The 26,998-nt window shown below is 53.1% G+C and carries 29 protein-coding genes; 1 reads left to right on the top strand and 28 read right to left on the bottom strand.

Annotation, left to right across the window (positions count from 1 at the left end):
* A complete protein-coding gene (locus BLR44_RS29450; RefSeq protein WP_410493133.1) occupies positions 1-678 on the top strand; it encodes a M23 family metallopeptidase in 678 nt (225 codons plus the stop codon).
* Here BLR44_RS29450 and BLR44_RS26455 read toward each other — a convergent pair.
* From BLR44_RS26455 to BLR44_RS26310, 28 genes are all read right to left on the bottom strand, one after another.
* Entirely contained in the window at positions 632-1,018 is a 387-nt protein-coding gene (locus BLR44_RS26455) for a helix-turn-helix domain-containing protein (protein ID WP_089688148.1), read from the bottom strand. The genes BLR44_RS29450 and BLR44_RS26455 overlap by 47 nt on opposite strands.
* Positions 987-2,993: a type IV secretory system conjugative DNA transfer family protein gene (locus BLR44_RS26450; RefSeq protein WP_089688146.1), complete on the bottom strand. Its 2,007-nt coding sequence runs from the start codon at positions 2,991-2,993 to the stop codon at positions 987-989. The genes BLR44_RS26455 and BLR44_RS26450 overlap by 32 nt, the downstream gene beginning before the upstream one ends.
* 197 nt (positions 2,994-3,190) lie before the next feature.
* Positions 3,191-4,123, bottom strand: a complete 933-nt coding sequence (locus tag BLR44_RS26445) for a DUF4138 domain-containing protein (protein ID WP_089688144.1) — start codon at positions 4,121-4,123, stop codon at positions 3,191-3,193.
* A gap of 12 nt (positions 4,124-4,135) precedes the next feature.
* Positions 4,136-5,284 carry a conjugative transposon protein TraM gene (gene traM / locus BLR44_RS26440; protein ID WP_089688142.1) on the bottom strand — a complete coding sequence of 383 codons (1,149 nt, stop codon included), beginning with the start codon at positions 5,282-5,284 and terminating at the stop codon, positions 4,136-4,138.
* Positions 5,271-5,549: a hypothetical protein gene (locus BLR44_RS26435; RefSeq protein WP_143017491.1), complete on the bottom strand. Its 279-nt coding sequence runs from the start codon at positions 5,547-5,549 to the stop codon at positions 5,271-5,273. The genes traM and BLR44_RS26435 overlap by 14 nt, the downstream gene beginning before the upstream one ends.
* Before the next feature lie 67 nt (positions 5,550-5,616).
* Positions 5,617-6,231 (bottom strand): conjugative transposon protein TraK, encoded by a 615-nt coding sequence (gene traK, locus BLR44_RS26430; RefSeq protein WP_089688139.1) that lies wholly within the window; start codon positions 6,229-6,231, stop codon positions 5,617-5,619.
* Positions 6,232-6,241: 10 nt separating this feature from the next.
* Positions 6,242-7,231 (bottom strand): TraJ family protein, encoded by a 990-nt coding sequence (locus tag BLR44_RS26425; protein ID WP_089688137.1) that lies wholly within the window; start codon positions 7,229-7,231, stop codon positions 6,242-6,244.
* Between the two features lie 4 nt (positions 7,232-7,235).
* Entirely contained in the window at positions 7,236-7,862 is a 627-nt protein-coding gene (locus BLR44_RS26420) for a hypothetical protein (RefSeq protein WP_143017490.1), read from the bottom strand.
* Between the two features lie 4 nt (positions 7,863-7,866).
* Positions 7,867-8,544, bottom strand: a complete 678-nt coding sequence (locus BLR44_RS26415) for a hypothetical protein (protein WP_089688133.1) — start codon at positions 8,542-8,544, stop codon at positions 7,867-7,869.
* Positions 8,538-9,209 carry a hypothetical protein gene (locus BLR44_RS26410; protein WP_089688131.1) on the bottom strand — a complete coding sequence of 224 codons (672 nt, stop codon included), beginning with the start codon at positions 9,207-9,209 and terminating at the stop codon, positions 8,538-8,540. Before BLR44_RS26410 ends, BLR44_RS26415 begins: the two co-directional genes overlap by 7 nt.
* Positions 9,206-11,788 (bottom strand): TraG family conjugative transposon ATPase, encoded by a 2,583-nt coding sequence (locus BLR44_RS26405; protein ID WP_089688130.1) that lies wholly within the window; start codon positions 11,786-11,788, stop codon positions 9,206-9,208. The genes BLR44_RS26410 and BLR44_RS26405 overlap by 4 nt, the downstream gene beginning before the upstream one ends.
* Positions 11,766-12,077: a hypothetical protein gene (locus tag BLR44_RS26400; RefSeq protein ID WP_089688128.1), complete on the bottom strand. Its 312-nt coding sequence runs from the start codon at positions 12,075-12,077 to the stop codon at positions 11,766-11,768. The genes BLR44_RS26405 and BLR44_RS26400 overlap by 23 nt, the downstream gene beginning before the upstream one ends.
* A gap of 8 nt (positions 12,078-12,085) precedes the next feature.
* Positions 12,086-12,412, bottom strand: coding sequence for a DUF4134 domain-containing protein (locus BLR44_RS26395; RefSeq protein WP_089688126.1), 327 nt, complete (start codon positions 12,410-12,412; stop codon positions 12,086-12,088).
* A 37-nt stretch (positions 12,413-12,449) separates the two neighbouring features.
* Complete coding sequence (locus BLR44_RS26390; protein WP_089688124.1) at positions 12,450-12,908, bottom strand: hypothetical protein; 459 nt, start codon at positions 12,906-12,908, stop codon at positions 12,450-12,452.
* A 3-nt stretch (positions 12,909-12,911) separates the two neighbouring features.
* Positions 12,912-13,328 (bottom strand): hypothetical protein, encoded by a 417-nt coding sequence (locus BLR44_RS28765; protein WP_143017489.1) that lies wholly within the window; start codon positions 13,326-13,328, stop codon positions 12,912-12,914.
* Positions 13,329-13,420: 92 nt separating this feature from the next.
* Positions 13,421-14,053: a ParA family protein gene (locus tag BLR44_RS26380; RefSeq protein ID WP_089688120.1), complete on the bottom strand. Its 633-nt coding sequence runs from the start codon at positions 14,051-14,053 to the stop codon at positions 13,421-13,423.
* Between the two features lie 36 nt (positions 14,054-14,089).
* A complete protein-coding gene (locus tag BLR44_RS26375) occupies positions 14,090-15,658 on the bottom strand; it encodes a relaxase/mobilization nuclease domain-containing protein (RefSeq protein ID WP_089688118.1) in 1,569 nt (522 codons plus the stop codon).
* A gap of 324 nt (positions 15,659-15,982) precedes the next feature.
* A complete protein-coding gene (locus BLR44_RS26365) occupies positions 15,983-16,414 on the bottom strand; it encodes a hypothetical protein (protein ID WP_089688114.1) in 432 nt (143 codons plus the stop codon).
* A 925-nt stretch (positions 16,415-17,339) separates the two neighbouring features.
* Positions 17,340-18,455, bottom strand: a complete 1,116-nt coding sequence (locus BLR44_RS26360) for a hypothetical protein (protein WP_089688112.1) — start codon at positions 18,453-18,455, stop codon at positions 17,340-17,342.
* Between the two features lie 19 nt (positions 18,456-18,474).
* A complete protein-coding gene (locus BLR44_RS29000) occupies positions 18,475-18,645 on the bottom strand; it encodes a hypothetical protein (protein WP_176956226.1) in 171 nt (56 codons plus the stop codon).
* A 489-nt stretch (positions 18,646-19,134) separates the two neighbouring features.
* On the bottom strand, positions 19,135-20,025 hold the full coding sequence (locus BLR44_RS26355) for a hypothetical protein (protein ID WP_089688110.1): 891 nt from the start codon (positions 20,023-20,025) through the stop codon (positions 19,135-19,137).
* A gap of 26 nt (positions 20,026-20,051) precedes the next feature.
* Complete coding sequence (locus BLR44_RS26350; RefSeq protein WP_089688108.1) at positions 20,052-20,333, bottom strand: hypothetical protein; 282 nt, start codon at positions 20,331-20,333, stop codon at positions 20,052-20,054.
* Positions 20,334-20,493: 160 nt separating this feature from the next.
* Complete coding sequence (locus BLR44_RS26345) at positions 20,494-21,663, bottom strand: ArdC family protein (protein ID WP_089688107.1); 1,170 nt, start codon at positions 21,661-21,663, stop codon at positions 20,494-20,496.
* Between the two features lie 857 nt (positions 21,664-22,520).
* Entirely contained in the window at positions 22,521-22,754 is a 234-nt protein-coding gene (locus BLR44_RS28995) for a site-specific integrase (protein ID WP_176956225.1), read from the bottom strand.
* A gap of 898 nt (positions 22,755-23,652) precedes the next feature.
* Complete coding sequence (locus tag BLR44_RS26330; protein ID WP_218127203.1) at positions 23,653-23,943, bottom strand: HigA family addiction module antitoxin; 291 nt, start codon at positions 23,941-23,943, stop codon at positions 23,653-23,655.
* A gap of 84 nt (positions 23,944-24,027) precedes the next feature.
* Positions 24,028-24,306, bottom strand: coding sequence for a type II toxin-antitoxin system RelE/ParE family toxin (locus BLR44_RS26325; protein WP_089688098.1), 279 nt, complete (start codon positions 24,304-24,306; stop codon positions 24,028-24,030).
* Between the two features lie 81 nt (positions 24,307-24,387).
* A complete protein-coding gene (locus tag BLR44_RS28755) occupies positions 24,388-25,569 on the bottom strand; it encodes a tyrosine-type recombinase/integrase (RefSeq protein ID WP_143017488.1) in 1,182 nt (393 codons plus the stop codon).
* Positions 25,570-25,964: 395 nt separating this feature from the next.
* Complete coding sequence (locus tag BLR44_RS26310) at positions 25,965-26,492, bottom strand: hypothetical protein (RefSeq protein ID WP_143017487.1); 528 nt, start codon at positions 26,490-26,492, stop codon at positions 25,965-25,967.
* Positions 26,493-26,998: the final 506 nt, after the last annotated feature.

The following is a 26,998-nucleotide window of genomic DNA, read 5'->3' as shown; positions in this document are numbered from 1 at the left end:
GTGCTCCTCGGCATTCTTTCTTCATCCGCGTATGCCCAGCCGCCTTCCGCCCCCCCCACTCCCTTTCACTCCGTTGAACCAACAGGTACGCCCATTCGGGTGCGCCGTGCTTCCCTTTCACTACCCGCCAACCCTGGGCAGCGCACACCAGACGCCCCTCCTGTTCCCGTCCGACCCAGCACCACTGTATCCTCAACGGCCTTCACGGCCGCCCGTCTGCCTCTGGATTCGTTGCGGGTAACCAGTCCCTTCGGCTACCGCCGGGATCCAGGCAAGGCCCAACCCGGGGTACAGTTTCATGCCGGTCTCGACTTGCAGGCTGGTCGTGATTCGGTACGGTGCTGGATGGCTGGTGAGGTCACCAAAGTGGCCTATGATCCCCGCCTGGGCATGTATGTAAAAGTTCGTCACCCTCTTCCCGCCGATGCATCAGAGCAACGGGCGGCGCCAGCCTATGAATCCATTTACGGACACCTTTCCTGCTTTTTTGTCCGCGAAGGGCAGTTTCTTGCGGCGGGTCATCTTTTGGGCATGACCGGCCACACCGGGCGTGCCACCGGAAATCATTTACATTTCGCACTCCGGTACAGAGGGCACTACGTTGACCCGCTTCCCTACCTGCAATGGATCGTTAAACAATCTCATCGTCCAGACTCGTCGGAACCTGTGAAGAAGTAGATTGCACCATCTTCCGAATCTGGTTGAGGCGCTCGTTGATCTCCCCTTCCAGGGCCGATACTTCCTGCAGGATCAGCTGATCAAAATGTAGCTCGATACGCTTTTGGCCACGGCGCAGGATTGTAAATTCCGGTTCAAAAAGCTGATCCATGACAAAGTACCGATTGTAATAGTTGATCATGGACAGCAGCACCTCGATGCTGCCGCCTTTGCCCGCCTCCAGGCGGCTGATGGCTGCTTGGGTGGCTTGCGTCTGCTCCATCACTTCCGTCTGCTTTTTCCCAAGTGCTTTCCGTAACGCGTGTAGCCTACTGCCCAGCATTTCCTGCGTAATTTGCATGGCTCTGTGCCTGTTGTGTGATCTGTTTTACTTCTTGTTTCACCTGCAGCAGGTGTGCCAACAACCGTTGTTGCTTCTGCTGGGCGTCTCCAAAGTTATAATACCTGGGTAGATCCTGGTACTTCTGTTCTTCTTCTGCCACCTCCTTGAGCGATAGGTTGACCTTGCAATGCAGGTTACTGGTCTGGTACTGTCCGGTATACCGATCCGATTCGTAGGCCAGTTTACCGACCAATTCACCCGCTTTCAAATCTGCAATTTTGTGTGCCGGGATCAGGGCATCGCTGTGTTCGTTAAGACTGCTGGTGGTCCGGTTCCGGTCAATCGAAAGCCCGCCTCGCACCTGTTTTACTTTGCCAAAGAGCTTCTCTAGCCAATCCAACGTTTCCCGGTGATTGACCTTCCCGGAGAGCACATGCGCGGGCACTGAGGTAAGCACATCGGCCGTCTCTTTTCCGTACTGTGCTTTGAGCTGGGGCAGATCCTGCAGCCCCAGTACCGTCGCCACCCGGTTGCTGCGGGCGGTTGCTATCAGGTTCTCGATCTTGTGAAAATAGACCGTGGGAAACTCATCAGCGATGATGCCGGAAGGGCAACCTCCTTTCCTGTTGATCAGACGCGTGATGCGGTTCAACACCACAGAATAACAGGCACTGTTGATGCTCTGGGTCGCCGGGTTGTTGGCCAGGATCAGCACCGATGGATGACGAGGATCATTTAAGGCCAGAGGCACATCGTCTCCGGTGAAGACCCAGCAGCTTTCTTTGGTGAGCAGTCGGCTGGTTTGCACGCGTACCGTCCCGATCTGCCCCTCCAACTGTTCGTAGGCTTTGTTCCGGTAGGCACTCTCAAAGGGACTGAGCACAAATTCCAGCTCTGCTTCCTGAAACAGGGTGGAAAACAGTTCCTCGTAGCCCAGGTTCAGAAAAGCCAGCACATGCGCCAGTGTGGAATACCTTCCCTGCTGGTAGCGGGCCAGAAAATAGATTACCGCCGTCAGGAAGTTGACGGCTGACTGGGTAAAAAACTGATCGCTTCCCCGGGCCCGGTCTCCCCTCCGCAGGGCCTCCACCAGCGCTTCCGCAGATTCGTAGGCATCTGCCATCGTCTGGATGTAATCAGCGCGCAACGGGTTCACCCGTCGGCTTTTTTCAACCTCATCCAGGTTGATCACGTGAAAGGCATGGTGGGCCAAAGGCTTGCCTTGCTGATGGTGCAAGCGGTAATGGTGATAGGCTACTTTGCCCAGATCTGGATGTTTAAAATCGTAGACCAGAAGCGAAAACCCCTTGCTCAACATCTGCTTAATACACGGATTGATGATCCCGAACGTTTTGCCTGATCCCGGTGTACCAAACAGGAGCAGTCCCCGGAAGGGATTGGCCACGTTGAGCCACCCCTTTCTGACTTTTCCCTTCCAGTAAAAAAGCATCGGAATGTTCACCGAATATTCGGTTCGCTCACACCGCTGGGGTTGCTGAAAACTTTCGTTCTCTACATTGAATTTATCCTTCAGAAGTGAGGACTGAACGCGTTTACTCAGGTTGTCCAGTGCCAGGTGCGTTAGCAGTGCCCCCCCTGCCCCACCCAGCATGTACACCAGCTCAGACCAAGCAAAGCCAGCCAGCACGGGCTCGGCTGCAAACGCAGGGTGGTAAAAAGGAACCGAACCGAACAAAAGCAGAAGCCCTATTACCAAAGGTGCCACCACGTACCGGCCCGTTCGAAAGTGGAGATTCTTTCTGGCTTTTGTTCCCACGCTGACCATGCCGATGACCACCAGCAAGCTGAGTCGAATGTAGAGTACATTGTCAAACACAGGAATCCGGGCCAGCCGGTGCAACAACGCTACAAGAAGCGTAGGCATGAAGGGCTTAAACGCCAGTACAAATACGGCCGCATCCAGCAGGACCAGTACATAAACGGCTGCCTGAAGCAGAGCGTAAAGCTTTTTCAGCTCACTGGTTTCTTCCATGGTTTCAGAGGAGGGTCAGGCCAAGTGCCCTACCGGTGACACTAAACGCACTACTGAACGGGTGTACCATGATTCTGCCAAAAGCCAGACGTGGGGATAAAAAGCAAGGACCCACTCCAGGGAGGTATAGGTTCCTCTTCCGAAGAGAGTTTTGTATCCACTCCCCCCACCGACCCACCGAGGTAGTTGCTCTCTTCTCATAACAGATCGGCGCTGAGCAAATCCTGGTAGTCGATTTTTAACTCAATCCTTCGACCGGAAAGCTGCTCTTCCGCAAACTCGATGGTGAACACCTTATCCGCGGGGAATGTAAACTTCTTGAACACAAATACATTGTGATACTGGTCCTGGAAATGCGTGGCTGCGTAGAGCTGAAATGCGGGCGAGAGTTCAATGTCCTGGACGTTGGTAGCTTTCGTGATGCGTTTGTCCGCCACCTTAAAGCGAATCTGGTCAATGTCATAGGGAATGTGCGTGTGGTTGAGCAATGTGACATCGACAAAGAAGTAATCTCCCACTGTATACAGGTTATTGAGCCGAAGTTCCATCTTATACGCCTTCGTCTTTACAGCATCAGGCCGAGGTTTTTTCCGCAGAATCTGCAGGCAAAACGCTTTCATTTCCTGAGAAGATAAGCTCATCTCTCCGGTGAGCAGGGGAATGCCATCTGCTTGCGTTACGCAAACCTGTTTGTCTGCCTCTGTCGCCGGTGCATACACGAGGTTGAACTGGAGCAGATACGTTTCCGTCAGAATGGTGACCATGCCCAGGGAAGTGCCGGCGGGCAGAGAAGCGTCAATACTGCGAGGTGCATCCACCGCGCGGCCTTCAGCCGATTGCGCCAACAGTTGCTCAGGGAGGTGTTGCAGGACCGGTTTGATACGCAGGATGTTGGGAGCCAGTAAATCTCCTTCGACGTAAGAAGTACTCAAATCACCCTTCTGAATGCGCTCAGAGCAGATAAAAACGGTGGTGATGGTTTCGTGGAGGTAGATGGTACGCAGCCTCGTCCGGGGCTTTTCCGGGGGCCGGGTTTGCGCAGCATTGGGAAATGCTTCCGGATGAGCGTGACTTTCCCCGGAAAGCCAGCAAGCGAGAAGGAGGGGGAGTGCGAGTAGAAAGCGCATCATGGATCACTGGATTTAATTATGCACGAGGTAGAGAACGGAATTGTATTTTAATTCTGCCCGGTTCCGGCGAGCAGCGTGGGAAGCAGCACGGGAGGAGGTACGCAGCAGCTGATCAGCGATTTCGTAAAAAACCTCTGTCTGGTTATCGGGGGCATCCTGTAACCGGCCCTGCGTACCGGTGCCACTGGCAAGGTTGGCCCCCATCTCCTTGGTCAACTCTCGAAAACGGCTTCCCGGCACATACAGTCCCGGCATGCCGTCCTGATCGTACACCTCTAATTGCACCGGCACAGGCGTGTCCCCCAGGAGCACATCGCTCACCGTGATCAGGACCCGCTGAGCGGCAAAACCAGTCACACGGCCGTAGACGTACTCGCCTTTTTCCATCAGGTACTCGCCGACCAGGATCTGATCCATGAGCCGGATTCGGATGCGGCTTCCTTCCTCAACCTTCAGGGTTTCGTCCAGGATCGCCTTGATGCGGCTATCGTTGGGCCGTACCTGGATGGTATGGAACGCCCCCCGGGTGCGTTGGACGGAGGAGGCGACCCGCTGTACATCGACCGGAGGGGGCGTTTGGGGGGGGGCAGGCTGTTCGGGCCTCACGTCAGCAGGCCCTTTCCCGGTCGGTGGAGCTTTGCTGAGGCTGTCGATCAACAGCATCTGCTGACGGAAAAGGCGCATCTCCCGTTCTTCTTCCGTTTCCCGTCGGGGTTGATTGCTCCGGGCGAGGTCCGAAGGAGGCAACGAAACGGCGGGAGTAGGTTCTTGGGCGCGGCGGGCCACACTGGTGAGAAAATCTTCCTTTTCTCCTTTTAGGAGTTGCGTTTGCAAGCTATCCAGCAGTCGCTTTTCTTCTTCGTTGTAGGCACTCGCGATAATGCGCTTGCCACTCGCTTCTTCTTCCAACTCCAGCATGGCCGTATAATCTTCGCGCCGGGCGTACGCTTCTGTAAAGCTTTCCAGCTTGTTTTTGACGGTACGCCGGTCCAGCACCGCTGCCGGCAGCTTAAAATTCAGCGAATCCAGTCGGGCGTGCGCACTCGCCTGTGCCTGCGGCACAGGCGCTTCTCCGCCGAACACATAGAACAGAACCAGGAAAAGCGGCAGGGCAAAAAGAGGAAATACGTACTTGGGTTGACGAAAATTAATTGTTTTCATCGGAATAGAGTTCTCGGTTAAGCGATTCGTTTACGTGCTGCAGGAATAGGCTGTCTTCCCGGGAAAGCGTGTCTTTCTGCATGATTTCTTCCAGCCGTGACTCCCACTCCAGCCATTGCTGCCCTTTGCGCAAGGTGGGCACGTCCACCAGCGGCCACGTCTCCAGCAGCTCCTTTCTAGGAAGCCGTTCCTGCTGCAACGATCTATGTGCTTGGTAGCGCCGGTACACGCCGAGCACTACCCCGAAGCAGAGGAGAGCCAACATGGCTAGAACCACCTGCCTGGGGTGATGCCGGACCCAAGCGGCGAGCGGCTGGCGCAGTGAGGACAAATTAAAATTCACGTTTACGTACCTGTTTCAGGTCTTCGTTCAGCACCGTTTTCCATCCGGAGATCAGCACGCCGTGAGGATTGTTCTGCGTGCGGGGTACATCCGTTAACAGACCGGAGGTAACAAGACGGCGTGTCAGCACACTCGTTTCCCGTTCAATGCGCTGCGTGCCGTAATAGGTAAACTGTTTCCGGCCAAGGTCTACCTGAATGGAATCCGTTCGGATGCTGAGCACGGCCGAACTGGAAAGAATGGCATTGTAATAGCCTTTTTCACGAAGGTTGTTATACTCCTGCAGGCCGGACTCGTCCACCAGGTACATGGCCTTTTCTATGTTGTATTTGATGTAGTCATCATCCGGCGGCAACGTAAAAAACAGAAGATGAAACATATTGACATGGGATTCATACTCCACCTGCCGGTTAGATTCCAGGTTGGACAAGTGTACCATCAGGGGTACGCCGTGATCCAGGACGTAGACCTGCTGGCGCTCCTGCTGAATGAGGTCGTAACTAAAAAGCAGGGTGGCCACGACCAGCAGCACGGCCGTTATGAAGCTGAACAGGGAGGTCCACAACGTGAGCTTCATCTTTTTTTCTATGTCTCTGATTTTCATGCTCTGGAAGTTAGCCTACGGAAACACCGGTTAACGTACGGGTAGCAACATTCAACGCACTGCCTACACCCGAGGTGGTGATAATCCAGGTAGAAATGATCGGAATGGCCAGCATGGAAAGCCCTCCCATGAGCAGGGCAACGGTAAAGTAGCTTGTTGTATCCGTAGCGGTAACATAAGCCAGGAAAGCCGCCTCATTCCCCTGCTCGGTAATGTAGGTGAGCACATCTACTTCCTGCAGCAGTGCGTACTGTAAAATGATGAACGCCAGACTGAGCACCAGATAGGCCAGTGCCGCATAAAAGCTGACGGACAGGTAGCGGGCGATCCACTGCACATACGCATCCTGAAACGCCGGCAGAATGCTGAAAGCGAATGCAAAAGGACCGAGAGAAATCAGAATCCCGGAAAAAACCACCTGAAGAAAAAACACGCCGTAGACGGCCGCCTGGAAAAGGGCTACCATCAGGTTTTCGATCAGGTTGACGGCCCAGAATTTGATCTTGGACATGACAATGATGTAATAGCCCTTCATGGTATCCATCAGCGGGGAGAGGTCAATGCCCAGGACCGCAACTGTTTCGCTCTCCTGTTTTCCCGCCTGCAACTCTTCAATTTCCGCGCTTCGTTCGATCAATTCAGTGCCTACCTGTTGCAGCAACTGATAACGCTGGACCATGACTGCATCGACAAGCGCTACCTGCTGATCAAACAGGGTCGAAGATTTTGCGGTCACCACACCGGGGAGCACATTGATCAGGGTGATGAAATCACTCCAGAAAATCACGACCAAAGACAGGGCAAAGGGACGCAGCAAAGGCATGATTTCCAGTTTACGGTCACCGGACATCATTCCATACGCTTTGATAGCAAAATAAAGAAGCATGAAAACTGCGCACACCGCCTGCGCATCCCCCACAAACGTGCTGAGGTTCTCATCCAGGTGCTGGTAAAGGCCTTGTAACAGGTCCAGCATGTGCTGATCAATGATTTTCCGCATGGTGTCAGGGGTTAGTAAAGCGTTGACGAAGCTGACAAAGACGTCTGAGTTTAATCAGACGGTTTGTGAGGGTGAACAGATCGTTTTCGAGTTGCATCCACTGTTCCATTTTCCTACCTTCTTCCACATAGGCCTGCCGGATCTGATCGATCCGGTCGCGGTGACGCTCGACCTCGTCCCGAACCCGTTGAAGGGACGAGGGGTCCAGCCCCAGCACAGCGCAGTCCTGCACCAGCTGCTGTAGGGTGGCTAGCTGCTGCGCAAGTGATTTCCGGTACACCAGCTGGTAGGTCAAATTGGCCGAGCGATCCAGGGCTTCCCGAACCCTCTGCTCCTGCATCACCTCAACCGATTGCTCCTCGTCTTCGGATTTTAGCCGGTTGATCTCCGTAAAGGCCAGGGTGGGTGTCAGTTGCAGAATCGTGCGGCGGTCTTCGCCCGTTCGGTATTGGTTATGCATGAGGCGGTAATACCACTTGGGTCGGAAGTAGGATTTGCTCCAGCGCATGAACACCATGCTCTCCAGTTGACGCCGCTTGGCCTGATCAATCACAACCGTCTGGGCTTCCACCGAAGTCAGGGTCAGCTGACCAATCAGGCCCCACATCCCAAAAGATATAATGGGTCTCATGACGTCAGCGGGCTAGTAAATCACGTACGATGGCGGCTCCGTTGTCGGGAAACCGGATCTGAAAAGGATTTAAGGCTTGCCATAGTCCCACCTGTCGGGCCAGGCGCATCCGGCGTGCGATGCCGTAAGCAATGCCCCGCATGAGGCGTAACTCATCGACCACATGACGAATAATTTCCATTCGCTGGGACTGGTCCAACAAAAAAGGGAGGTCGCTGTCCTGGTTTTTTTTCAAGGCAATCTGGTAGATGTACTGCATCAGATCCGCCGTCCGGTTAATCAACTCCAGCTCCGTTTTTGCCGCGACGGTCAACAGGAGGGGATCTTCTCCGGCCAATTGAAGCATTTGACGCTGGTAGCGCGCAATGTCCTTGGCAACCGTGCTGGCGTATACAATGTCTTTGCTGTTTTTGATCAAAGCATTTGCCTGTTTCATGGAGTTGAAGACTTTCTGCTCAAGGGCTTTGATTTCTACCAGCTTGAGGGTAATGGCTTGCTGGTAGTTTGCAATACTTTTCTCTTTCTCTTTGATGCCTTCTAGGGTCGCCTGCTGCAGCGTATGGTTGGCCACCAGGACACTGACCACGGTAGGATCGATCACGACCGTCTGAGCCCTCAGGGTGCCGTACCCGTACCAGAAGAAGAAACTGAGGATCAGGAGATAGAAGTTGTTTTTCACCATCCTTGTTGTTGTAAGAGTTGTCGGACATGATCACCACCACGATCTGGAAATGCGCCCGCCGTGCCGAGAAGCTGCTGCAGGTGGCTGGCCCGGCGGGCCACCCGCATGCGACGCACCACGCCATAGGCCATTCCCCGCATCAGGCGCAGTTCATCCAGAACGTGTCGAGTCAGGGCCATGCGTTTTCCCGGGTCCATCAGCGGCAGGACAAAACTCCCTTCCTGGGTGAAGAGCGTGATGCTCAGGTAAAGCACCAAGTGCTTGGTGCGTTTCAGCAGGGCAAGTTCAGTGCGGGCTGCGACCAGCGCCAGGGTGGCATCTTCTCGGGCTAAGTCCACCATTTCTTTCTGGTAGACCCCGATGTGCTGTACCAGGGTGGTGGCGTAGAGCAGATCCTTTCCGGTGGTAATCAATCCGTTTACCTGATCCAGACGGTGGAACAGGTGCTCTTCAATGGTTTTGATTTCTTCCATCTGCCTGGCCATCAGGGTTTGCATCCCGGAGAGCTTTCCTTCGTTGTTCTTGATTTCTTTCAGGGATTCCTGTGTCTGGCGGTGTGTAATCACAAGTGCCGAGACGACGGACGCGTCAAATACCTTTTGAGCCTGAAGTGCCGAACGCCCTCCGATTCCCATGATCAGAAAAATGAAAAGGGCACGAGTCATATGGCCATACGCGTTGCTGCGTCAGGGGAAGACGCCGCCCCACGGTGGTGTACCACCTCCTGAGCATGGTGGTAGACGGAGGTTCCCGTAGGAGCTTGCTGCGCCAGGAACGCAGTCAGGGCGGTTTCCGCAGGCGCAAAGAACACCAGCGCGCGTTGCACCACGCCGATGAATTCGGCCAGGGACACCTGCGCCTGTTCCAGGTCGGCAATAAGGGTTTGTAGGCCAATCCGATAGCTGCCGTAGTGGCGGACGTACTGCATCACCAACTCCTTTTCCCGCCGCTCCGTGGTGAACGTGAGGTATTCAAACAGCGATACTTCTACGCCGTAGACTTCTCCGCTTTTTCCCCGGCGTATGTATACTTCTTTGAAGCGTCCTCTCCCCTCTTTATTGGTCAGCTGGTTGATCGTAAAGATCTTTTTCTGCTCTACCTCACTGATGCTGAGCAGCCGGGATACCGCATCGTAATTATCCCGAAACTTGGTCTGGTCCAGCAGGGCAATGGTGTCCGAGTTGTTGATGATGGAATCCTTGACGATCGGATTACCAATGATGTCATCCAATTCCTGGGTAACGACCGCCGCCAGGCCGAAGAACTTTCGGACCGTTTTGTAGAGGTAGAGAATGTAACCGGCCATCATGGGGGAGGCAATGGCTTTCCAGGCCTCTTCGATGATCAGGGCCTTGCGGTTAGTCTTATGACGCATTTTCTGGATGAACACGTCCATGATGATGATGGTGGTGATGGGAAATAAAAGCCGGTGTTCTTTGATCGCATCGATTTCAAAGACAATGAATTTTTCCTCGAATAAGCTCGTATCGAAAGCATTGTTGAGAATCTGGTCGTATTCACCGCCCCGGTAAAACTTCTTCAGAATATAACGGTATTCGTCCAGGTTGAAGGGAATCTGCTCAGAGAGCCGGATCGACTCAATTTCCCGAAGACTGAATTCATAAAAGCTATTGAACGAAAGGCCGGACGGGTCGGGCCGCTCGGCTTTGAAGTAGCGGGTATAGTAACGGGCAATGACGCTGGAGATGACCGTATCTTCAATCGTCGTAAGCTGGCCCTCGGTCCCTTTCCACAATAGCCCGATGAGTGACTTGAGAAACTCGCGTTTCTCTTCGTTGTATTCTTCCGGCATCACCCGAAACGGGTTCATGGTAATGGGGCGGCCCTCCTCGTAGGTGATGTAGCGGCCACCGTAGTAGCTGCACAACCCCTGATAGCTGTGTCCGGTATCCACCAGCACAATGTCCATGTCATAAAGAAAGTACTGCCGGATCAGGTGGTTGGTAAAAAATGACTTTCCACTGCCTGACGGGCCCAGAACAAACATATTGCGGTTGTTGATGCGTCCGGTTTCCATGGGCCGGTCCAGCGTGTCGATGGCCACAGGAATACCCTGGCGATCTGAAAAGTAGACCTGGAAGCTGCTCGCTTCATGAGAGGGCAGTCGCTCCTTAAAAAAAAAACAAAGTGCGGCATCCAGGCTGGTCAGAAACAAGTCATAGGACTGCAGTTCTCCGGCGTTCCCGGGTAGCATGGCCCGAAACAGCTCCAGCTGGTTGTAGGCATTTTTACTCGGGATGATGCCGATATTAAAGAGTTCGCCTTCGAGGTAGTTGACACTGCGGTGAATCTGCTCCGGATCGTCTTTGATCAGTATGTTGAAGTGCGCATACACGGCCAGTTGCCCCATGCTGGCTACATCTTGTAACATCGCGTTGATGTCGCGAATGCAGGTCTCATTCTCCGGACCTGGAAAGCTCTCGTGCCGCTTCTTTTTGGCTTCCAGCCCCTTGAGGGTTTTGTGCTGCTCCGGAATGAGAAGGTACTGGTTGTAAATCACCACTTCACCGGGAACCTTCAGCAGGAAGGTCAGCAGGTCCATAGGAAACGGATAGCCCAGTTCGTCCATCTCGGAGAAGGGAGTCAGGGTTCCCGGCAGGTTGACTTCGTCGATGTCCACGAGGGAGACGATTTTCATCTGGGCATTGCCCAGGGAAATGGCTTCGTCACTGCAGTCGAAGTTGCTTAGGGAAAAGTGCTCATCTGCAAAATTACCGGCCAACAGACGCTTCAAGTGGTGTTTCACGTCTCGCTCCTCCAGCATAACGGGCTGCATCTTACGGGCTTTCAACTGCTCGACTACCTTTTGTACGTCCAGGATGAACTGTTTGTACTGGCGTTCGTCGTACGTAAAGAAAACCCCGCGTTTCGCCTGTCGGGTCAGGGTTAGGTAAGTCGTAATTTCTGTGTAAATACGTCCTTGAAAGTGACGCTCGTGCGCCTGGCTGAGAAAGTCCTGCTGGGCAGTAAATGCCTCTGTCCGAAATTGTTTCCTGACAATGACGTCCTGCTTGTGCAGGGTGTAGCCACTGCCCAATCCTTTCGCAATCAACTGCAGTAACTTGTGAAATCCTAAGTACTGACTCTGGTCTGCGGCATATTGCAAGACCGGATTCTGGATTCGGATCACGACGGAGTAGTCGGCATTCTGCGTAAAAACGAGGGGAATCGGGTCACGGGAAAACCCGATGTAGGGAAGTTCAAAGGTTTTTGCCTTGGCCATAGGAGCGATGGAAAGTGGGAGGAAGCATGACGGCCCCTCGCGTACGTCTCTTGTTATAAAGGCCCTGTTTCTGCTTCTTTAAGGTAATGCCCAGGCCGATGCCCAGGATCAGAATCATACTCAGGAGTCCCCACAGGAAGCCCAGTAGAGAAAAAAAGAGCATGCCGACCACCAGTCCCAGAAAAATAGAGCCGATGCCCCAGTAGATACAGACGCCTTTAAAATGCAGAAACACAAGGGGTCGTTGCAACCCCTTGTAGACCGCGTAGGCAAAAGGGGTGTCCTGCATTAAGCTGATCAGCCAAAAAAGGCTTTGATAACGACGCCGACAATGATGAGAAACAGGCAACTGCCAAACCAGCCCATGATGGCTTTCTGTACATCCTGATCCCCGTTGTTCCACTTGATAAACACGCGTACGCCACCGATCAGACCGATGATGGCACCTAGCACCAGGATAAAGTTGCTGACCGGATCAACCATGGTCTGCAGTTCCGTCGTCGCTGCATTAATTGCATTTTGTCCTCCCTGGGCCTGCACCCGGTGGGTAGAAAGCAAGCCGATCAGGAGCCAGCGCCAGGAGTTGCGTCTGCGCTTAGCAAAGCGGTCAGAAGAGTAATTCATGCACATATGGAGTTGGTAAAAGTTGCTATATGACTGTTCACGAAAATTCAATCTGACTGCTGGCCACCTGGGCTTCCGCTTTTACCTGCTTCATGAGCTCAGACAGGGAAAGCCCCTGCCCCGTCGGAGGCCGGTGGAACATAAGATCCCCCCCGATGGGTAGCACATCTTCCTCCCCATTGAGTCGCTCTTCAGGCGCCCCAAAAAGCGGCAGCGCTTCCATGTCGAACTCCTCAGACGCAGCCTTCTCGGCTTCCTCTCCCAAAAGTTCGGTACCGGCAACAGGCGGCAACACCTCCGAAACAGGAGCACTGTCAGGCATCGGGGGATCCTGCGGCGTCACCACCGGCTCGGTGTCCAGCTCTGCCAGAGAGTAGTAACTATCTTCTTCCGTTTGCCGACCCCTTCTGTTCTTGAGAACATCCCAGGCGATGACTGCACCATAGTAGGTCCCGTATCCTCCGGTAAGAATGAACAGAAAGTGCAGCCAACTCATGGGTCAATCCAGAAATTTGTTCCTTTTTTTCACCAGCGCGGCGTTAATGGCCGCCTGATTCTCTTCGATCCACGCCTTGAGAAGGTAATTCCCCAGCGAGGAAATTTTTAGCTTACAATTGGTTTTCAACAGCTTCAGCACTTCGTGAATATCTCCGTCCACATAGAGAATACCAGTGTTGTCAAACTCTTCCCCTACTTGGTTAATCTCTTCCACCAGCGTCATAAACTGCGTAAGGGATGAGGGATCAGACGTTTTACGTTTCCGGGGTGATGCTTTGCGAGCCGCACCCGTCTCGGTGGTTTCCGTCGCTGCCTCAGCGGGTCGGGAAGCTTCCTGCGGAAGCGGCGTGGCCGTAACTTCCTGCTTCTTACCCTTGATCAGGCTAGCTAATGCCGTAATATCTTTCGTTCCACTCATTGCAAATATATATAGGTGTGAATAAAAACAAATAAATATGCCCACATTAATCAAAAAAGCGGGCAAATAATCTTAAATCCAATTAAAAAATATTACTTATTCGAATATTTTTCTAATATATATTCATAAGAAGCATTTAATTCCTCCTGAATATCTTTGGGTATTGTCTGAGTGTCAATGCGTTGGTAAGCGACTTTATCCGGCAAGGCGGGGGCTACAGCCCCGAGCGTACCTAGCGCCTCGTTCACCTGCTCGATGGTGGCGTACTTGACTGAGCTTTTCAGGCGGTTGGGCAGAAACACGACAGGAGCCGACTCATTGAGCCTGCGCAGCACTTGCGCAAACACGTAAGTACTCTCGAAAGTGATCTTATCGTAAGCGAAAGGGCAGATCACCAAGTCCGCCTGTTCGAAAACCGGCACCAGAGCGTTATCATTGATGTATCCCGGCAGATCAAAGAGGATGATCTGATCGTCACCTATGCCTTGAAGCATCTGAAGCACCTCTCCTATCTCCGAGAGTTCTTTGTTGATGACTTCGTACAGCGGGGGCGTATCGGCATAATTGGCACGATCCTGATCCCACAGGTCCTTGACACTGGATTGAAAATCCAGGTCGAGCACCAGCACTTGTTTCTTTTTTTCCAGTACCAGGTAATTGGCCAGCAGGATACAATGGGTGCTCTTGCCGGCACCGCCTTTTTGATTGGCAATGATGATGTTCATGTAAAGTATTGTCGATTTTAAAGCGTGAGTTTTTCATTAATGGGCACGGCGCTTGCGCAGGCGACCAGCCCGCTTCTGCTCTTCCCCGTCATCTACGTCGTACAAAGAGCCCAATGTCCGAAAAGTCACCCCTTCGAACCCGGACCGGACAGCTGGTGTTCCCTCCGGCGGCCCGGGCGCATGCGCCTGGGCCTTGCGCATCGGATTCATGCTGTGCTTTTCAGGTGCGATGAAGCGATTGCCTACCTCCTGCCAGGCATGCAGGCACCCCTGCTCCTGATCCAGCACATAGTGAACTCCGCCTGGATCCTGCAACACAACCAGGCGCAGTTCCTGCAGCGCCGCACCCTGGTCGTAGGCATAGGCCACTTCTTCGAGCTTGAAGCGGGTATTGCGCAGATCCGCGGCCGTAGCAGTGGGCAGCCCAGTTTGCGGAGGTGCCCCCCCCTGCACTTTTAGTTCATAGGCAACGACCAGCAGGGGCCAGCTATGCTGAGGGTCCAAGGTTGGGGAAATCCTTACGTTGACTGCCTGCTGAACGCAGTGCATTTCGTCTGTCAGTTGTACTCCAACGGCCTCTTCTCCCAGGTAAAGGGCGCCCTGCGGATCCAGTCGGTAGCCCAGGGCAGACACGGTTTCAGCCAGGGTACGCCCGCGATGCTCTGAAACCCAGGCCTCCTGGCAACGCGTTGCATGCCAGTGAGCGGCCTGTCGCTTTGCCTCGGTCGTAAGCGGGGCCAGGAGTTCTTCCCGCTGCATTACCTCCGAACCGGCAAATACGGTCCGTTGGGCATGATCCAATACGGTGTATGCGGAAGTGTGGTGGAGAATGGCAAGCTGATGATGTGCGCTCAAGTAGCGCTGAAAAGCATCAGGGTTTAACAAAGGGCGATACCTGGCGAACAGGGAGCGTAGTTGCTGTAAGCGTCCGGAAAGCCGCGCCTGGGTTTCGGGCGCATCGGCTTGGGTGAGACAGGTGGCCAGTTGCTCTTGGCCAATGACGTGCTGTACCAGACCGTACTTGATGACCTCCATCTCCCCAGCGATTGTCAGTCGGGTCTGGTATCCTTCTTGTGCCAGCAGCTGGCGAATGGACCCGTTTTGCGTAACTGTGTAGGTCAGTGCTTTTTCAGCTGCCTGGGCCGCGGCCAGGGCCGGGTTGGTTTGAAGAAGAGAGGCAATGACTTTCTGGGAGCGGATTCGCTCATAAGCGTGGTCTACTTTTTTTCCTTCCGGCGTAACCCGGGTAGAGACCATATGTACATGGTGGTTAGCCGTATCCGTATGGCCGTACACGAGGTAGGGGTTCCGGCCGTACCCCATTTCGTCCAGGAAAGCTTTAGCCAGTTGCGTCAGCTCAGCAAAATTGACATCATGGGCTTTGGCCGAAAGCACTGCATGAAACTGCCGCTTTTTCACCCTTCCGTTGGTGGCACAGACACTTTCCATATACTGGATATAGTCCTTGCGTCCAAAATCCGTCACGAAGCCCTGCATTGGAAAATTTTCCGCGAGTAACAGTGCACTTTGTCCTTGTTCGTTCTTTCGCTCGCTATAGTGTACGCCCTGAAAGGTCGTGGCCGCGGCCAGGATCTTTACCACCATAAATACATTTTATTTAATCCGTAAAGTAAGAAAACACATTAACTAATACACAACATTCATTAGATAGTATGTAGTATGTAGTATGTAGTATGTAGTATGTAGTATGTAGTATGTAGTATGTAGTATGTAGTATGTAGTATGTAGTATGTAGTATGTAGTATGTAGTATGTAGTATGTAGTATGTAGTAAATAATATATGTTTTTTGTTTTCATCTTTATAGCAATCCACATATTATATTTTGCATAATATGTGATGTATAATATACTTTATGTTTTATAATAAGAATCATTATGTTTAATACAATACATAACATATAGTATGCTTTACTTAAGCTGGATGAGCTTGCGGAATGAGGCGTCTATTGACCGCTTGATGCGCACGTATGCCTCCAACTGGCAGGTAAACGCCTGCACGGTTGTATCGTCCAGTATGTTGCCCTGCTGGACCGTTTCCCGGATCTGATCAGCGATCTTCGTGACTTCCGCTTTGGCACCACTAACTTCCTGGCCGAGCTTTGAGAGAGTAGTCAGAAGCTCCCTGACATTGATATACGCCGTTTTACGTGCTAATAGGATGTCGCGTGTGTATTCACTCAGACTTTGCTTGCCAGAAGCCTCGAAAGCCGCTAGGATAGCCTTCTCTTCTTCATCGCTCAGGTAGACTTTAAGCAGATTGCGGCGAAGTTTCGGTTCTTCTACACGGGGACGCCCCTGACGGGCAGGATCTTTAGACTTAGACTGGGATGAATTGGACATGGATTTTAAAGGATAAATACAGGAGAAAGGGCCTCTACGAGGTGTGATGCCGTAAATTACCTGTTTTGTGGTACCACAAAAGACATCTTGCTTTTTTGCGAACGCCTAACCCAAGCGGCAGCCTGTTTAGGAGTAGAAGCGTTTCAATGTTCTTCCCTTCCCCTAGAGTAAAAATCGATCGCCTAGCAAAAAAGGCATTTGCTAGCTGTGTGGAAAGTCTTCTCCTTATCCGGTACTCTATTTTAAATACTTACAGCGTTGTAGTTATTTTATTCTACTTAAAGGGTACCAGATAAGGAGGGCATGAGCTTCTCAGTGGTCAGAATAAAGGATTTTTTCATGCGTTAAGTACCGGATAGGGAGCGGTTACAAGTCAATTTTCAGGGTGGTGGCGGCTGATTCCTTTTAAATCAGCCTTTAATCCACACAGACGCTATCTGGCTGGTACCGAATAGGGAGCGGTAAGCCACTGGTACCAGATGGGGAGGGGTTGGTACCGGCTAGGGAGGGGTTGGTACCAGATAGGGAGCGATGCGTTTTAGTTGCAATCGCTAGGGTACCGGATGCGGAGAATAGGGGCTATAGCACGTGAAGGCAGATAGACCAAACAGGTAATATCATATGTTTCTACAATAAAATTATATTTTGTTTCCTAAAAAGCATTTATCAAGCTATTGTTTTGCAGGACCAAGAGGCCCTCTCCGCTTACCAGTACCAAATAGGGAGTGGTCTTGGTACCAGATACGGAGGGGTCAAGAACTAGGCGGAAGCACCTGAAGTACCGGATAGGGAGGGCTATGGCCTGCACAAGTATCCATTCGGGTTAAATAGGGAACAGGAGACATAACGCTTGTTAAACATAGTTTTTATTATATAACCAACCCTGTTTATCGGCTAGTACAAGCCTATCCTAAAAACATATATTTTATGTTTCTTCTGGACCTATACCCAGATGCCGTTGGTAATTGATATAAAAGTCGATGGCTTCCGTATTTTCCACGGGCTTATTGAAGCACATTTCATGCGCCTCCCGGTAGGCCAGTCGCTTTTCCTCAACGTTGGCTACTGGATTTTTCATCCATTGCTCGAAGTAATACCGTCCGTCCTGGTTGTAGTACTGGCGATGCAGTTCGACAAAGGCATTCAGGAAGGTGTAGCGCAACAGACTGTTGAAGATGTACATCCGCAGGCGTTTGCGCTGCATCTTGGTTAGGGGAACGTTCTCACCGTAACAGACAATCGGCTTGTACAGGTGCTTCCCGTTCGCCGCCCACTGGACCACAAAATTGAGTTCGGGGGAATGGGTCTGAATCAGGTCGAAGCATTCGTTCAGCTTCTGCTTTTTGCGCTTCTGGGTCGTATAATGATCGATGCCCAGGCAGCGGCACAGGGCATCGAAATTTTCTTCATAGGCGTTGATGCCCTTCAGGCGTAAGGAATGCTTGGCTTCCACCAGGCGAAGGTACAGATCCTGGATTCTGATTTTCTTAGTGTGCAGACTCAAACTGGAGTAAGCACGTTTGTCCAGCAACAAGTAGCGCTGTGACAGGCTGGTCAGGAAGTACTCGGTGAACTTGACGTCGTAGTATTTCCGGTTGCGGTTGTGTTTGTCCTCATACACGTGTACCTCCTGGAGCAGGCGCTCTTTCCGCAGGGTAAAGCGATTGGTGTTCGCATCGTAATCTTCCCGGTGCATCAGGTCCACACTGATGTCGTGAAGTTTATACAGCATGTTTTCAAAGCGCGTCTCGAAGATAAACACGTCCGGGTCTGCCCGCATGGCCGCGATCTCTTCCGCACTTTTTCCTTGCAGCTGAATCGGATCCGGGACACGCTCCTGAAAATGGCTGATGGTGCTGTAACCCATCTCCTGCGCAAAATCCTTTAGATCGATCCGGCGAAAGCCAAACACATCGGTATCCAACTTGTAGCACGCATATACCAAAAACGTTTTCACCAGCATCTCATCTTCCCGGAAAACGGCGAGACGAAACGGTTCTTTGGCAATACTCTGATGGAAGCGTGTGTTCGTGTTCGACATAGCGGCAAAGGTAAACCCGTTACGAAAAGAGTTGCTGCAGGCACATCATGGCTCCCGTAAACATACAGAGAATGATCATGAGGCTGAAGGCATCCCTCACGCCCGGCGAAAGGAGCCGGCGATACCGCTCCAGCAGGTAATGACCTAGCCAGCCCAGCGTAATCAGGAAAAGGGGGACGAAGAGGTTCATTACGTAGCGGGCTACGGCAATAAGGTAAACAATCCGGTCTTAAGATACTATACGTGGGAAGGGCGGCGCGGGGGTACGATACACCTGAAGCCACTGACCGGGTTGAGCCGGACGGCGCTGTGTGGGGGAGGTAAGCCGAAGCGGCCCCCCGTTGATCAGGCCTGTATGCCCGAACCCCGTGTCAAAGTACACCAGGGTGGGGGAGGAGCGCATCTCTACCTGCTTTCCCTACTGCAGGCCGACCAACGATTCCGCCTCAGAAGATGAACCGGCCCTTCCCTGTCTTTCTCTTGTTACGCTTGTACGACCTTACGCCCTGAGCTCGTGTCCCATCGGCATCCGGATGAACAAAAGAAATAATATGTAATACGTGACACCTCATAACTAATAGAGGTTTTTAAGGCGCATCAGCGCGTAGGCAGAAGGATTCCCGCAGGTTGTAGACGCGTCTTACTCTCCAAGCGCTCTGCACGGAGTTTTAGGGAGTTTTCAGCGTCCAACTCCTCTTTTGCGTTCGGGGGATTCCGCTCGTACCTGGGAAGCCTGAAACTGTGCCAGTCGCTGCACGACCTGGTGGGGGTCGAGTGAGGCCGCTACCAGATACGTAGCCGTTTGCCGCAGGAAATCAAATGCCTGGAGGGGGTGCTTGCGCAGCGACCCTATACTGCAGGACCGCTCGAAGTTGAGGAGTTTCTTACGGGGAAAACCGGCGAACACCTGGTACAGCTCCTGTGCGAGTGCCTCCCGGGAGTAGTCCTTGGGACAATGGGGGAGTAACTTTTCGTACAGCCTGGTCAGGTCAGACGTACGTACATGGTAGCGCTCCCGGGCTACCGCCGTGAGGATGCCCCCTTGCGCGTGGATGCCGGCACGCGACAGCTCCCGGTGCAGCATCATCGTTGTATCGCCCTCTGAAATGGAATCATCCAACAAATAAAGGGGGGCCTGGTGCAGCACGGAAGCCCGCTGCACCAGTTGTTGGTGGATCCGGTAACGCCGGGGATCAACGGCCCGCACGGCGTAATTATCCTTTACTTTGCTTTCCGTCTCATGAAGTACACGTACCATCTTTTCCCGCAGATTGATCAGCTGCAAATCAGGTCGTTGCTTCTGCATGGCCACGGCCAGTAAAACAGGGATGCGGTTGGTATTACTGGCAGAAGGCGTGATCAGAAGCTGGCTTCCTTTCGGCAGACGATCGATAAGTTTCTGCATCCCTGGCAAAAAAGCCTGCACGCCTTGCCGGATGTAGCCCGCCTTAACGGCCGGATTCTCTCGAAGCTCTTTTTTGAGGTAGCGCAGGCGAAGCGTGTTCAGCTCGTCGTCCGGGCCACCCTGAAAAGGGACGTTCAGCGCGTCTGGTAGGGTAAAGCGGGTCAACAGGAACGGGGCAGAAGCGGCGTAGGTTATTGCGTAGCGTCGTCGTCAAAGGCGGCATCGGCTCCCCCCTCCAGGAAACGAGACTCATCTTGATCCAGGTCTTTGACTTCCGGAACGAATTCTTCGACCCAGGCATTCATGCGCTGCCTGCGGTAGTTGCGAGCCAGGCGTTTTTCCTCTTCATCCAGGTTGAGGATCGTCTCATAGCTGACCGTGCCTTTCGTATAGCCATCGAGCAGGTCGAGGATCTGCTGATACCGCTGTGGAATCGGAGCGGCGGAACCGGTAAGCAAAGACAGCTGGCTCATGAGGGCTCAAAGGGTTGTTGAAGTGAAGATACGAATTACGCTCCGCTCACACAACGGTCCTGCTGACGCAGGCTTGCTGAAAAATGCCCGCTGAACCAGCGGCGAGAAAGACCTTCCGGGTAAAAAGCAAAACCGCCCGCCGGAGCGGGCGGCGATTTTTTCACCGTTCGCCGTTGCGCTGCCGGATGAGCGCCTTCAGGTTGCGGATCAGCTGTTGGGCACGCTCGTAAGGAAGGCGGTTGATGCCCGCCACCCAGTCCCGTTTTTCCTCGGCCGTGATTTGCCGATGGCTCAGCAGCAAAAGCACATCCGCCTTTTGCTGGTTGGTCGCCAGGCGTACGTAGGGAACCTTATCTTCCGCTTTTGCCGCGGTAGCGCGTTCGGTCGTTCCTTCTGCAGGGGCGCCCGCTTCCGCAGGGGGAGTCAGACCGCGAATGTAGTCGGCTGCCTTCTGGGCCTTCCCGGCGGCCTCGACCAAGAACTTCCGGTCGTTGCGTAGCGCCCGGAGCCATCCGGCGAGGTAGGCGGCGGAATTGTCGACCGTCGCGGGGGTGAGTCCGGCCACCCCACAGAGGAAAGCTGCCCCCAATTCGGCCGTAAGTTCCTCCTTGCTGTAACTCTCCCGCTTCATGGCGGCCGTGCCGCTGCTAAGTTCGTCCAGTTCCACCCGGTGCAGCCGCTTGCGGTGGCCGGTACTGTGAATCAGTTCATGAAACAGCGTGCTGTAGTACTCTTCCGGCCGGGAGAACAGCGCTGGGGCGGGCAGGTTGACCAGATCCCGGGCCGGCTGGTAATAGGCCTGCGGCGCTTCGTGCTGCACCAGGGGCGGACAAGGCATGCCGCTCACGATCGCTTCGGCCGCCTGTAAGGGGGCGAGTACCGGAGCGGACGCCGGTTGCGGCTGCGCCTCCTGCCAGGCGATGCCCTCGGTCGCGGTCACGGGAAAAACCCAGTAGGCTTTTAAATAGGGATGCACGATCACCGCGTCGGCCGGGTGCTGCCGGGCTTGTTCCTCGGTCAGCTTGCGACCGCTCTCCGCCTCCCGGTAGGAACGGTTCCAGTAGACGACGGGCACCGCACGGGCTCCCTTACGAATATGACCGCCCAGCAACCTGGCTTGCCGGAACGTGAGGTAGTAGGGCGGCGTATCGGGCAGGCTATGCAGTAAAAACGCATTGATGCCGCGGTACTCCCGTCCGGTGTAGAAATTCTTCGGCAGGCCGTAGTTACTCCAGGGCTTGCGCCAGGGCACCTGGCCCGCTTCCAGTTTTTCGATCATCAGGTCGGTGATCAGTTGGTAAAGATCGGTTTTTTGCGAAGTACGCTCCATGGGTAAAAGGGGGTTTTTGTGAAAGAAAAAATGCTTCCGGCAATCCCGGTGAGGGGGGCCTTCTCTCACGTAGTTGCCACTTCATGGAGCGGAAAAAGGCGTGTCCAGGGGCCAGTCCCGGCTTACGGCGCGAGGGCTTTCAGGGTACGCTAAAAAGGGGCTGGCGCGCAGCGCACCCTTGACACGCCGGGCAGGCCTGGTGTGCGGGCCCGCGGAATAGCTTTGCAACGATAAGTAGAAAGGCTTTGTACCGCTGACGTCTCCACTCCCCTCAGCACTTCCGTCCAGGGCGATCAAACGCCCCCTCCAGCTGCTGCAGAGGTCGTTGAACGCATCCTCAGGGACGCTTCGTTAGCCGAGAAGAAACGCATGAGGTGTACGTGGACTTTGTGGGGCTGATGTGGCAGTCAACGCAACCGGGCAACCGGCGCCAGGCTCATTCCCATCAGGCGAAGGGGGTAGAGTCCGGAGGGCATGCAGGCAAAACGTAACGATGCCTGATGCTCCGAGGGGGCGATGGGAAGGCTTCCGGCTCGCCAAACACCACCCGTCCCCGCTGCTCAAAGTCCATCCGCTAGCGTTACCGTAAGCGGCTTTTCGGTCAATGCATATCCATCTGGTTCCCCATTTCGTACTACGGAACTGAGGTGGCAACGACCTAAAACATATATTTTATATTTTATATTTTATATTTTATATTATACATTATACACTATATATTATATATAATATAGTATAGCGTAGGCTAGAGACATTTCAAAGCCGGGTCAGACCTGATCGGGCATCTGGTGGAAGTAGTCCTTTTCGGTCTGCTGGCGGATGTAGAACTGGGTGGTCTCGAACTGCTCGTGGCGCAACTACCGCTGCACGTGCACCGGATCCACCCCCTTGGCGATGAGCACCTGCCCGGCCGTGTGCCGCAGCGAGTGCGCGGACACCCGCGCCGACTTCAGGCCCAAGGCGTGCAGATAGCCGTTCACCCACTTGCGCACCTGCGCCATGGTCAGCCCCGGAAACAGCGCTCCGGCCCCCTCCGGGGCGGCCGCTCGGTACAACCGCACCGCTTCGGCCGCTGCGGCAAACAACTTCACCGGCTTGCGGGTGGCCTTGCCCTTGCCCAGTACTCAGATTTGTCCCTAGTCGAGCCGCACGTCTTCCACCCGCAGGACAGATGCCGATCCCCAGCAATCCGCCATCAGCATCCGCCGACAAGAAGTGAAAGAGGGTGGGGATAGTCTCTATCCGGTGGGGTCCTTCAGTTGGGAGACGGAACACGAGGGAGACCTTCCCATACTCCGGTTCCGCGAATACATCGGCGCGGCGGACGAGAACTACGATATTGTATTGATCGATACGCCGAGCCAGCCCCGTAGAAGTGTTACTGATCTGTACATGAAAAAACATCTGATGACAATTTCTCACAGCGAAGTCAAGAGCGTTTTTGCCGCGCGGAGGGCCGCTAACGTCCACTCCGATGAAAAACAAAACCGGGTGGCCGGTGCCATTGCATAGCTATCAAGTTAAAATGAATGATAGAGCACTTTCAAAACGCCACGGGGCGCCCCGCTTATTAATGGGTCTTACCCGAATTTCTATGGCTCCGGCCACCCGGTTGGAGCTTACCCTTATTAACCAGCTCAGGTACTGAATCGCGGATTGGGTCTTGTCCAGCGGCGGCCATAGTTCACCTGAACCGGTATTGTTTTTAAAGCTACGCTCATTCTTGCTTTTGTACTACACAGCAAACCTAAAGGCGGCGTCATCAAACGGCTTAAGCAGTTCAGACGAGTGGATACGAGAAAAGAGCCGCTAATTATGAAGCGGTCATCTTTATAGCTGCCATCAAACTTTTCGCTTAGTTTGCAGACACACCCTAGTCATAATATTATAGCGAGGCGCGATACAGGAGAACTACCCTATAAAATGAACACACGAGCGCTCTCATGTACCAAGTAAAAGAGAACCCGGCTGGTGTGGCCGGGTTCTTTGTTAAGCTTCTTCAGTACTATATAACTGTTTGACCTTCATCTCGGGGTGATGTTGGCTTTCCTGCCATAGGTCGTACTGCAATTGCATGTTCAGCCACATATCGGGGCTAGTACTAAAGGCCATCGATAGTCTTAATGCCATATTGGGCGAAATGCCTGCATGGCCGTTCAGGATTCGAGATAGGTTCGCCCTGGTGATTCCTAATGCCTCGGCAGTTTCCGTTACATTAAGTTCAAGAGGGGTCATGTAGTCTTCTCGTATAATCTCTCCGGGATGGGGAGGATTATACATTATGTGAATAGTGGACATTGTCAGACCGGGGATATTGTGAGAGAAAGGTTCAGAATTGTAAGCTCGCTAAGCCATGGCTGTTATTTAGTGATAGTCGATATAATTAACGTCATACGTAGTTTCCTCTTCAAACCTGAAGATGATTCTCCAGTTGCCCGTTACCTTAACGGCATGAAATCCTTCCAGATTTCCGGTTAACTTGTGAAGCCCTAGACCGGGAGCATTTAAATCCTTGAGACTCTTTGCTGTATTCAATCTAAATAGAATACGTCGTATCTTCTGCACCTGTTCAGGCGGTAAACCGCTGGCATCTCCTTTTTCAAATAGCTTTCGAAGCGGTTTACTTTTAAAACTGTGTATCACTACATATACGGGTTAGTGTATACCGTATCGTTACAGTATACACTAAGGTAGCAATTTATCTTTGATCTACAAATACAGCGCCTACATTCCCGTGGGCAACGCCTCTAGGTACTGCTTCTCGGTCTCCTTGTTGATGTACACCTGTGTGGTAGTAAACTGGGCATGCCGTAGCTGGCGCTGCACATAGATGGGATCGACGCCCTTTTGGATCAACACCTGCGCGGCCGTGTGGCGCAGGCTGTGGGCACTGATGCCCTCGCGTTTCAGATCGGCACGGCGTAGCCACTGGTTGATTTCTTTGCGGAGCATATCCGTACTCACGTCAAACAGCCGCTTTCCCTCCACCTCGGTCATCCAGTCGTGGAGCGCGTCTGCCGCCACGTCAAACAGGCGAACCGGCTGCTTGGTGCGCTTGCCTTTGCCTAACACCATCACAATTCCTTCCTTCTCTTTCACGTCGCTACGCTCCAGGCGTGCCACTTCCACGATCCGCAACCCCGAGTAGGCCATCAGGGCAATTGCCGCTTTCGCACGCGGAGCGGTCACGGTGGCCAGCAGGTGTTGCCGTTCCGCCTCGGTGAGGGGTTCTTTGTAGTAGGCTTTCGTATTGCACTCCAGCCCCTTGACGCTGGCCACGTCGCGTAAGCCGTCGAGTTGCTCGGCGGTGAAGTCGTATTTGTCTCGGTTGTCCAGCGTCCACTTCGCCAGCTGCCGGACGGCGGAGAGATAGTTGTTCACCGTGAAGGCGCTCTTGCCCTCGGCGCTGGCCTGGTTGCGGAACAGCTTCAGGGTAGGACCGTGGAACGGCAACCCTCGCTCTTGCAGGAACTCTAAAAACATCCGGATGCCGACCGAGTAGGTTTGCGCCGACTTCTCCCCGCGTAGGCTGCTATGGTGCTGCAAAAACGCCTGTACGTACTCATGCAGATCATCCGCAAATTTGGGTTGCTGATCTTCCGGCAGGATGCGGGTAATGCCATGCTCCTGGCAGAAGCGGACAAACTTGCGGGCGGCGCTGGCCACGCTCGCCGCGAGAGGTCGCCCCGCCTTCCCTTTGATGAACAGGCTCAGGCTGATGGGATCAATCGCATAGTCATGCTGCTGGCAGAACTCGACGTACCGCCTAGCAATGGAAAGGTAGTTGTTCGGCTTCTTCAGCGTAGCGCGGAAGTAGCTAATAGCTTGCTCGGTGGTGAGCGTCTTCGTGTGGCTTGGGGCGAGTGGATGAGAGTCACGCGAGGCGGGGGTGAGGACTGCTGACAAGGAGAATAGTGTTGCTAAGGGGTATAATAGCAAGATACTCAAACGGCCTGATCTTTCAAAGGTCTACAAATGATGATTTGTCAGAATCGTTGAAACTACGAAAATGTTCGTATTAAGAGCAAGGAAAAGGGGGCCGAACTCATAAGCCGCCCCTTTCTTCTCGACATGCTACTACAACTATTAGTTTATGATACTTCTATGAATTACCAATGGCAACGTGGCCTTTCATCGCTTCCTGACTCGCTCCGCCTGCCGGTGCTGCCATTGGTAATTCGTGGAGGGGGAGTACAGCAGCTTGCGCCACCAGGGGAGTCGTTGTTGACTCACTTGCTGAAAGGCCCGATCATAAGACGCCGTACTCCTTAGCGTGTCCTCTTCGGTTAACACCTGGTTCGTCAGTCTACTTTCCATTTGCCTTGTCCCAATACCTCCAAGGGGGTATAAATTCGATAATAGTAGATACCCGGCTCAAACTGTTCTTCCGGTAGCGCAAAGTAAGGCTCTTGCAGTAGAGACTCATACACCAGATGCCCACTAAAATCAAGAAAAACAATGCGACACTCTTGACCGGGCAGCGAGGCATTGATTGAGAGTCGCCCCTGCCCCTGCCAGGGATTCGGGGATAAAACCAGCCGCTTCCTCGTTACCCGGATCGCTACCGGGGAGGTGTATTCCACCTGTTCTACTGCGGATACTAGTTTGAGGCGGTAATACGTCACGCCTCCCCACCGATGGCGGTCCGTCAGCCGGTATTTATTTGCCACGCGACTTGGCAGGTGCTGAACCTCGCCAACCGGCTCAAAGGTAAACCCATTGCGGGAGCGTTCCAACACAAAGCGGCTGACCTCGAAGCAAGGCAAAAACCGCCATTCGGCATATACCTCCTCTTCCGTCACGTGGACCTGAAAGTCTACCACTCCCATGACCACCTCGGAAGCGCCCACTTGCGCTATCCTGGGGATCGTACTCGTTCTGTGTATTAAAGTATCACAGGGGTACTGGGCATAAGCCCGACTCACAAAACCCATTACTATAAATATGAAAAAAAGCCAAATAATAACCTTTGAACATTTGATTTGAAAAGCTAAAGGATATCATTAATAGGTTAAAAAGTTGAAGCCATAAAAATTGTGGGGCAAAAGTATTGGGCCTCAATGAACTATGGTCTCCTGATAGACAAAAACGCTAACAATGTAAGAAGTCTCTTCGTAGAGGCATTTTTTTTAGAAGATTAGTGTCACAAGACACGCCTTAAAGGCGATGAACCATCACCATGCAGCAGGAAATAATCATGTACTATCCCTGTGGGATTGGGGGACAAAAACAAAAAGACGCGTAGCGGAGGGGGTGGGACTTACAAGGCTCTTTATCAAGCAGATAGGCACTCTCCCCGATCAATTAAAGGCAGGCCGCGAGTTCAATAAAAGAA

Source organism: Catalinimonas alkaloidigena, from assembly GCF_900100765.1.
GTDB classification, from domain to species: domain Bacteria; phylum Bacteroidota; class Bacteroidia; order Cytophagales; family Flexibacteraceae; genus Mooreia; species Mooreia alkaloidigena.
Note: the sequence above shows the minus strand (reverse complement) of the source record. Positions and strands in the feature narration are given on the sequence as shown.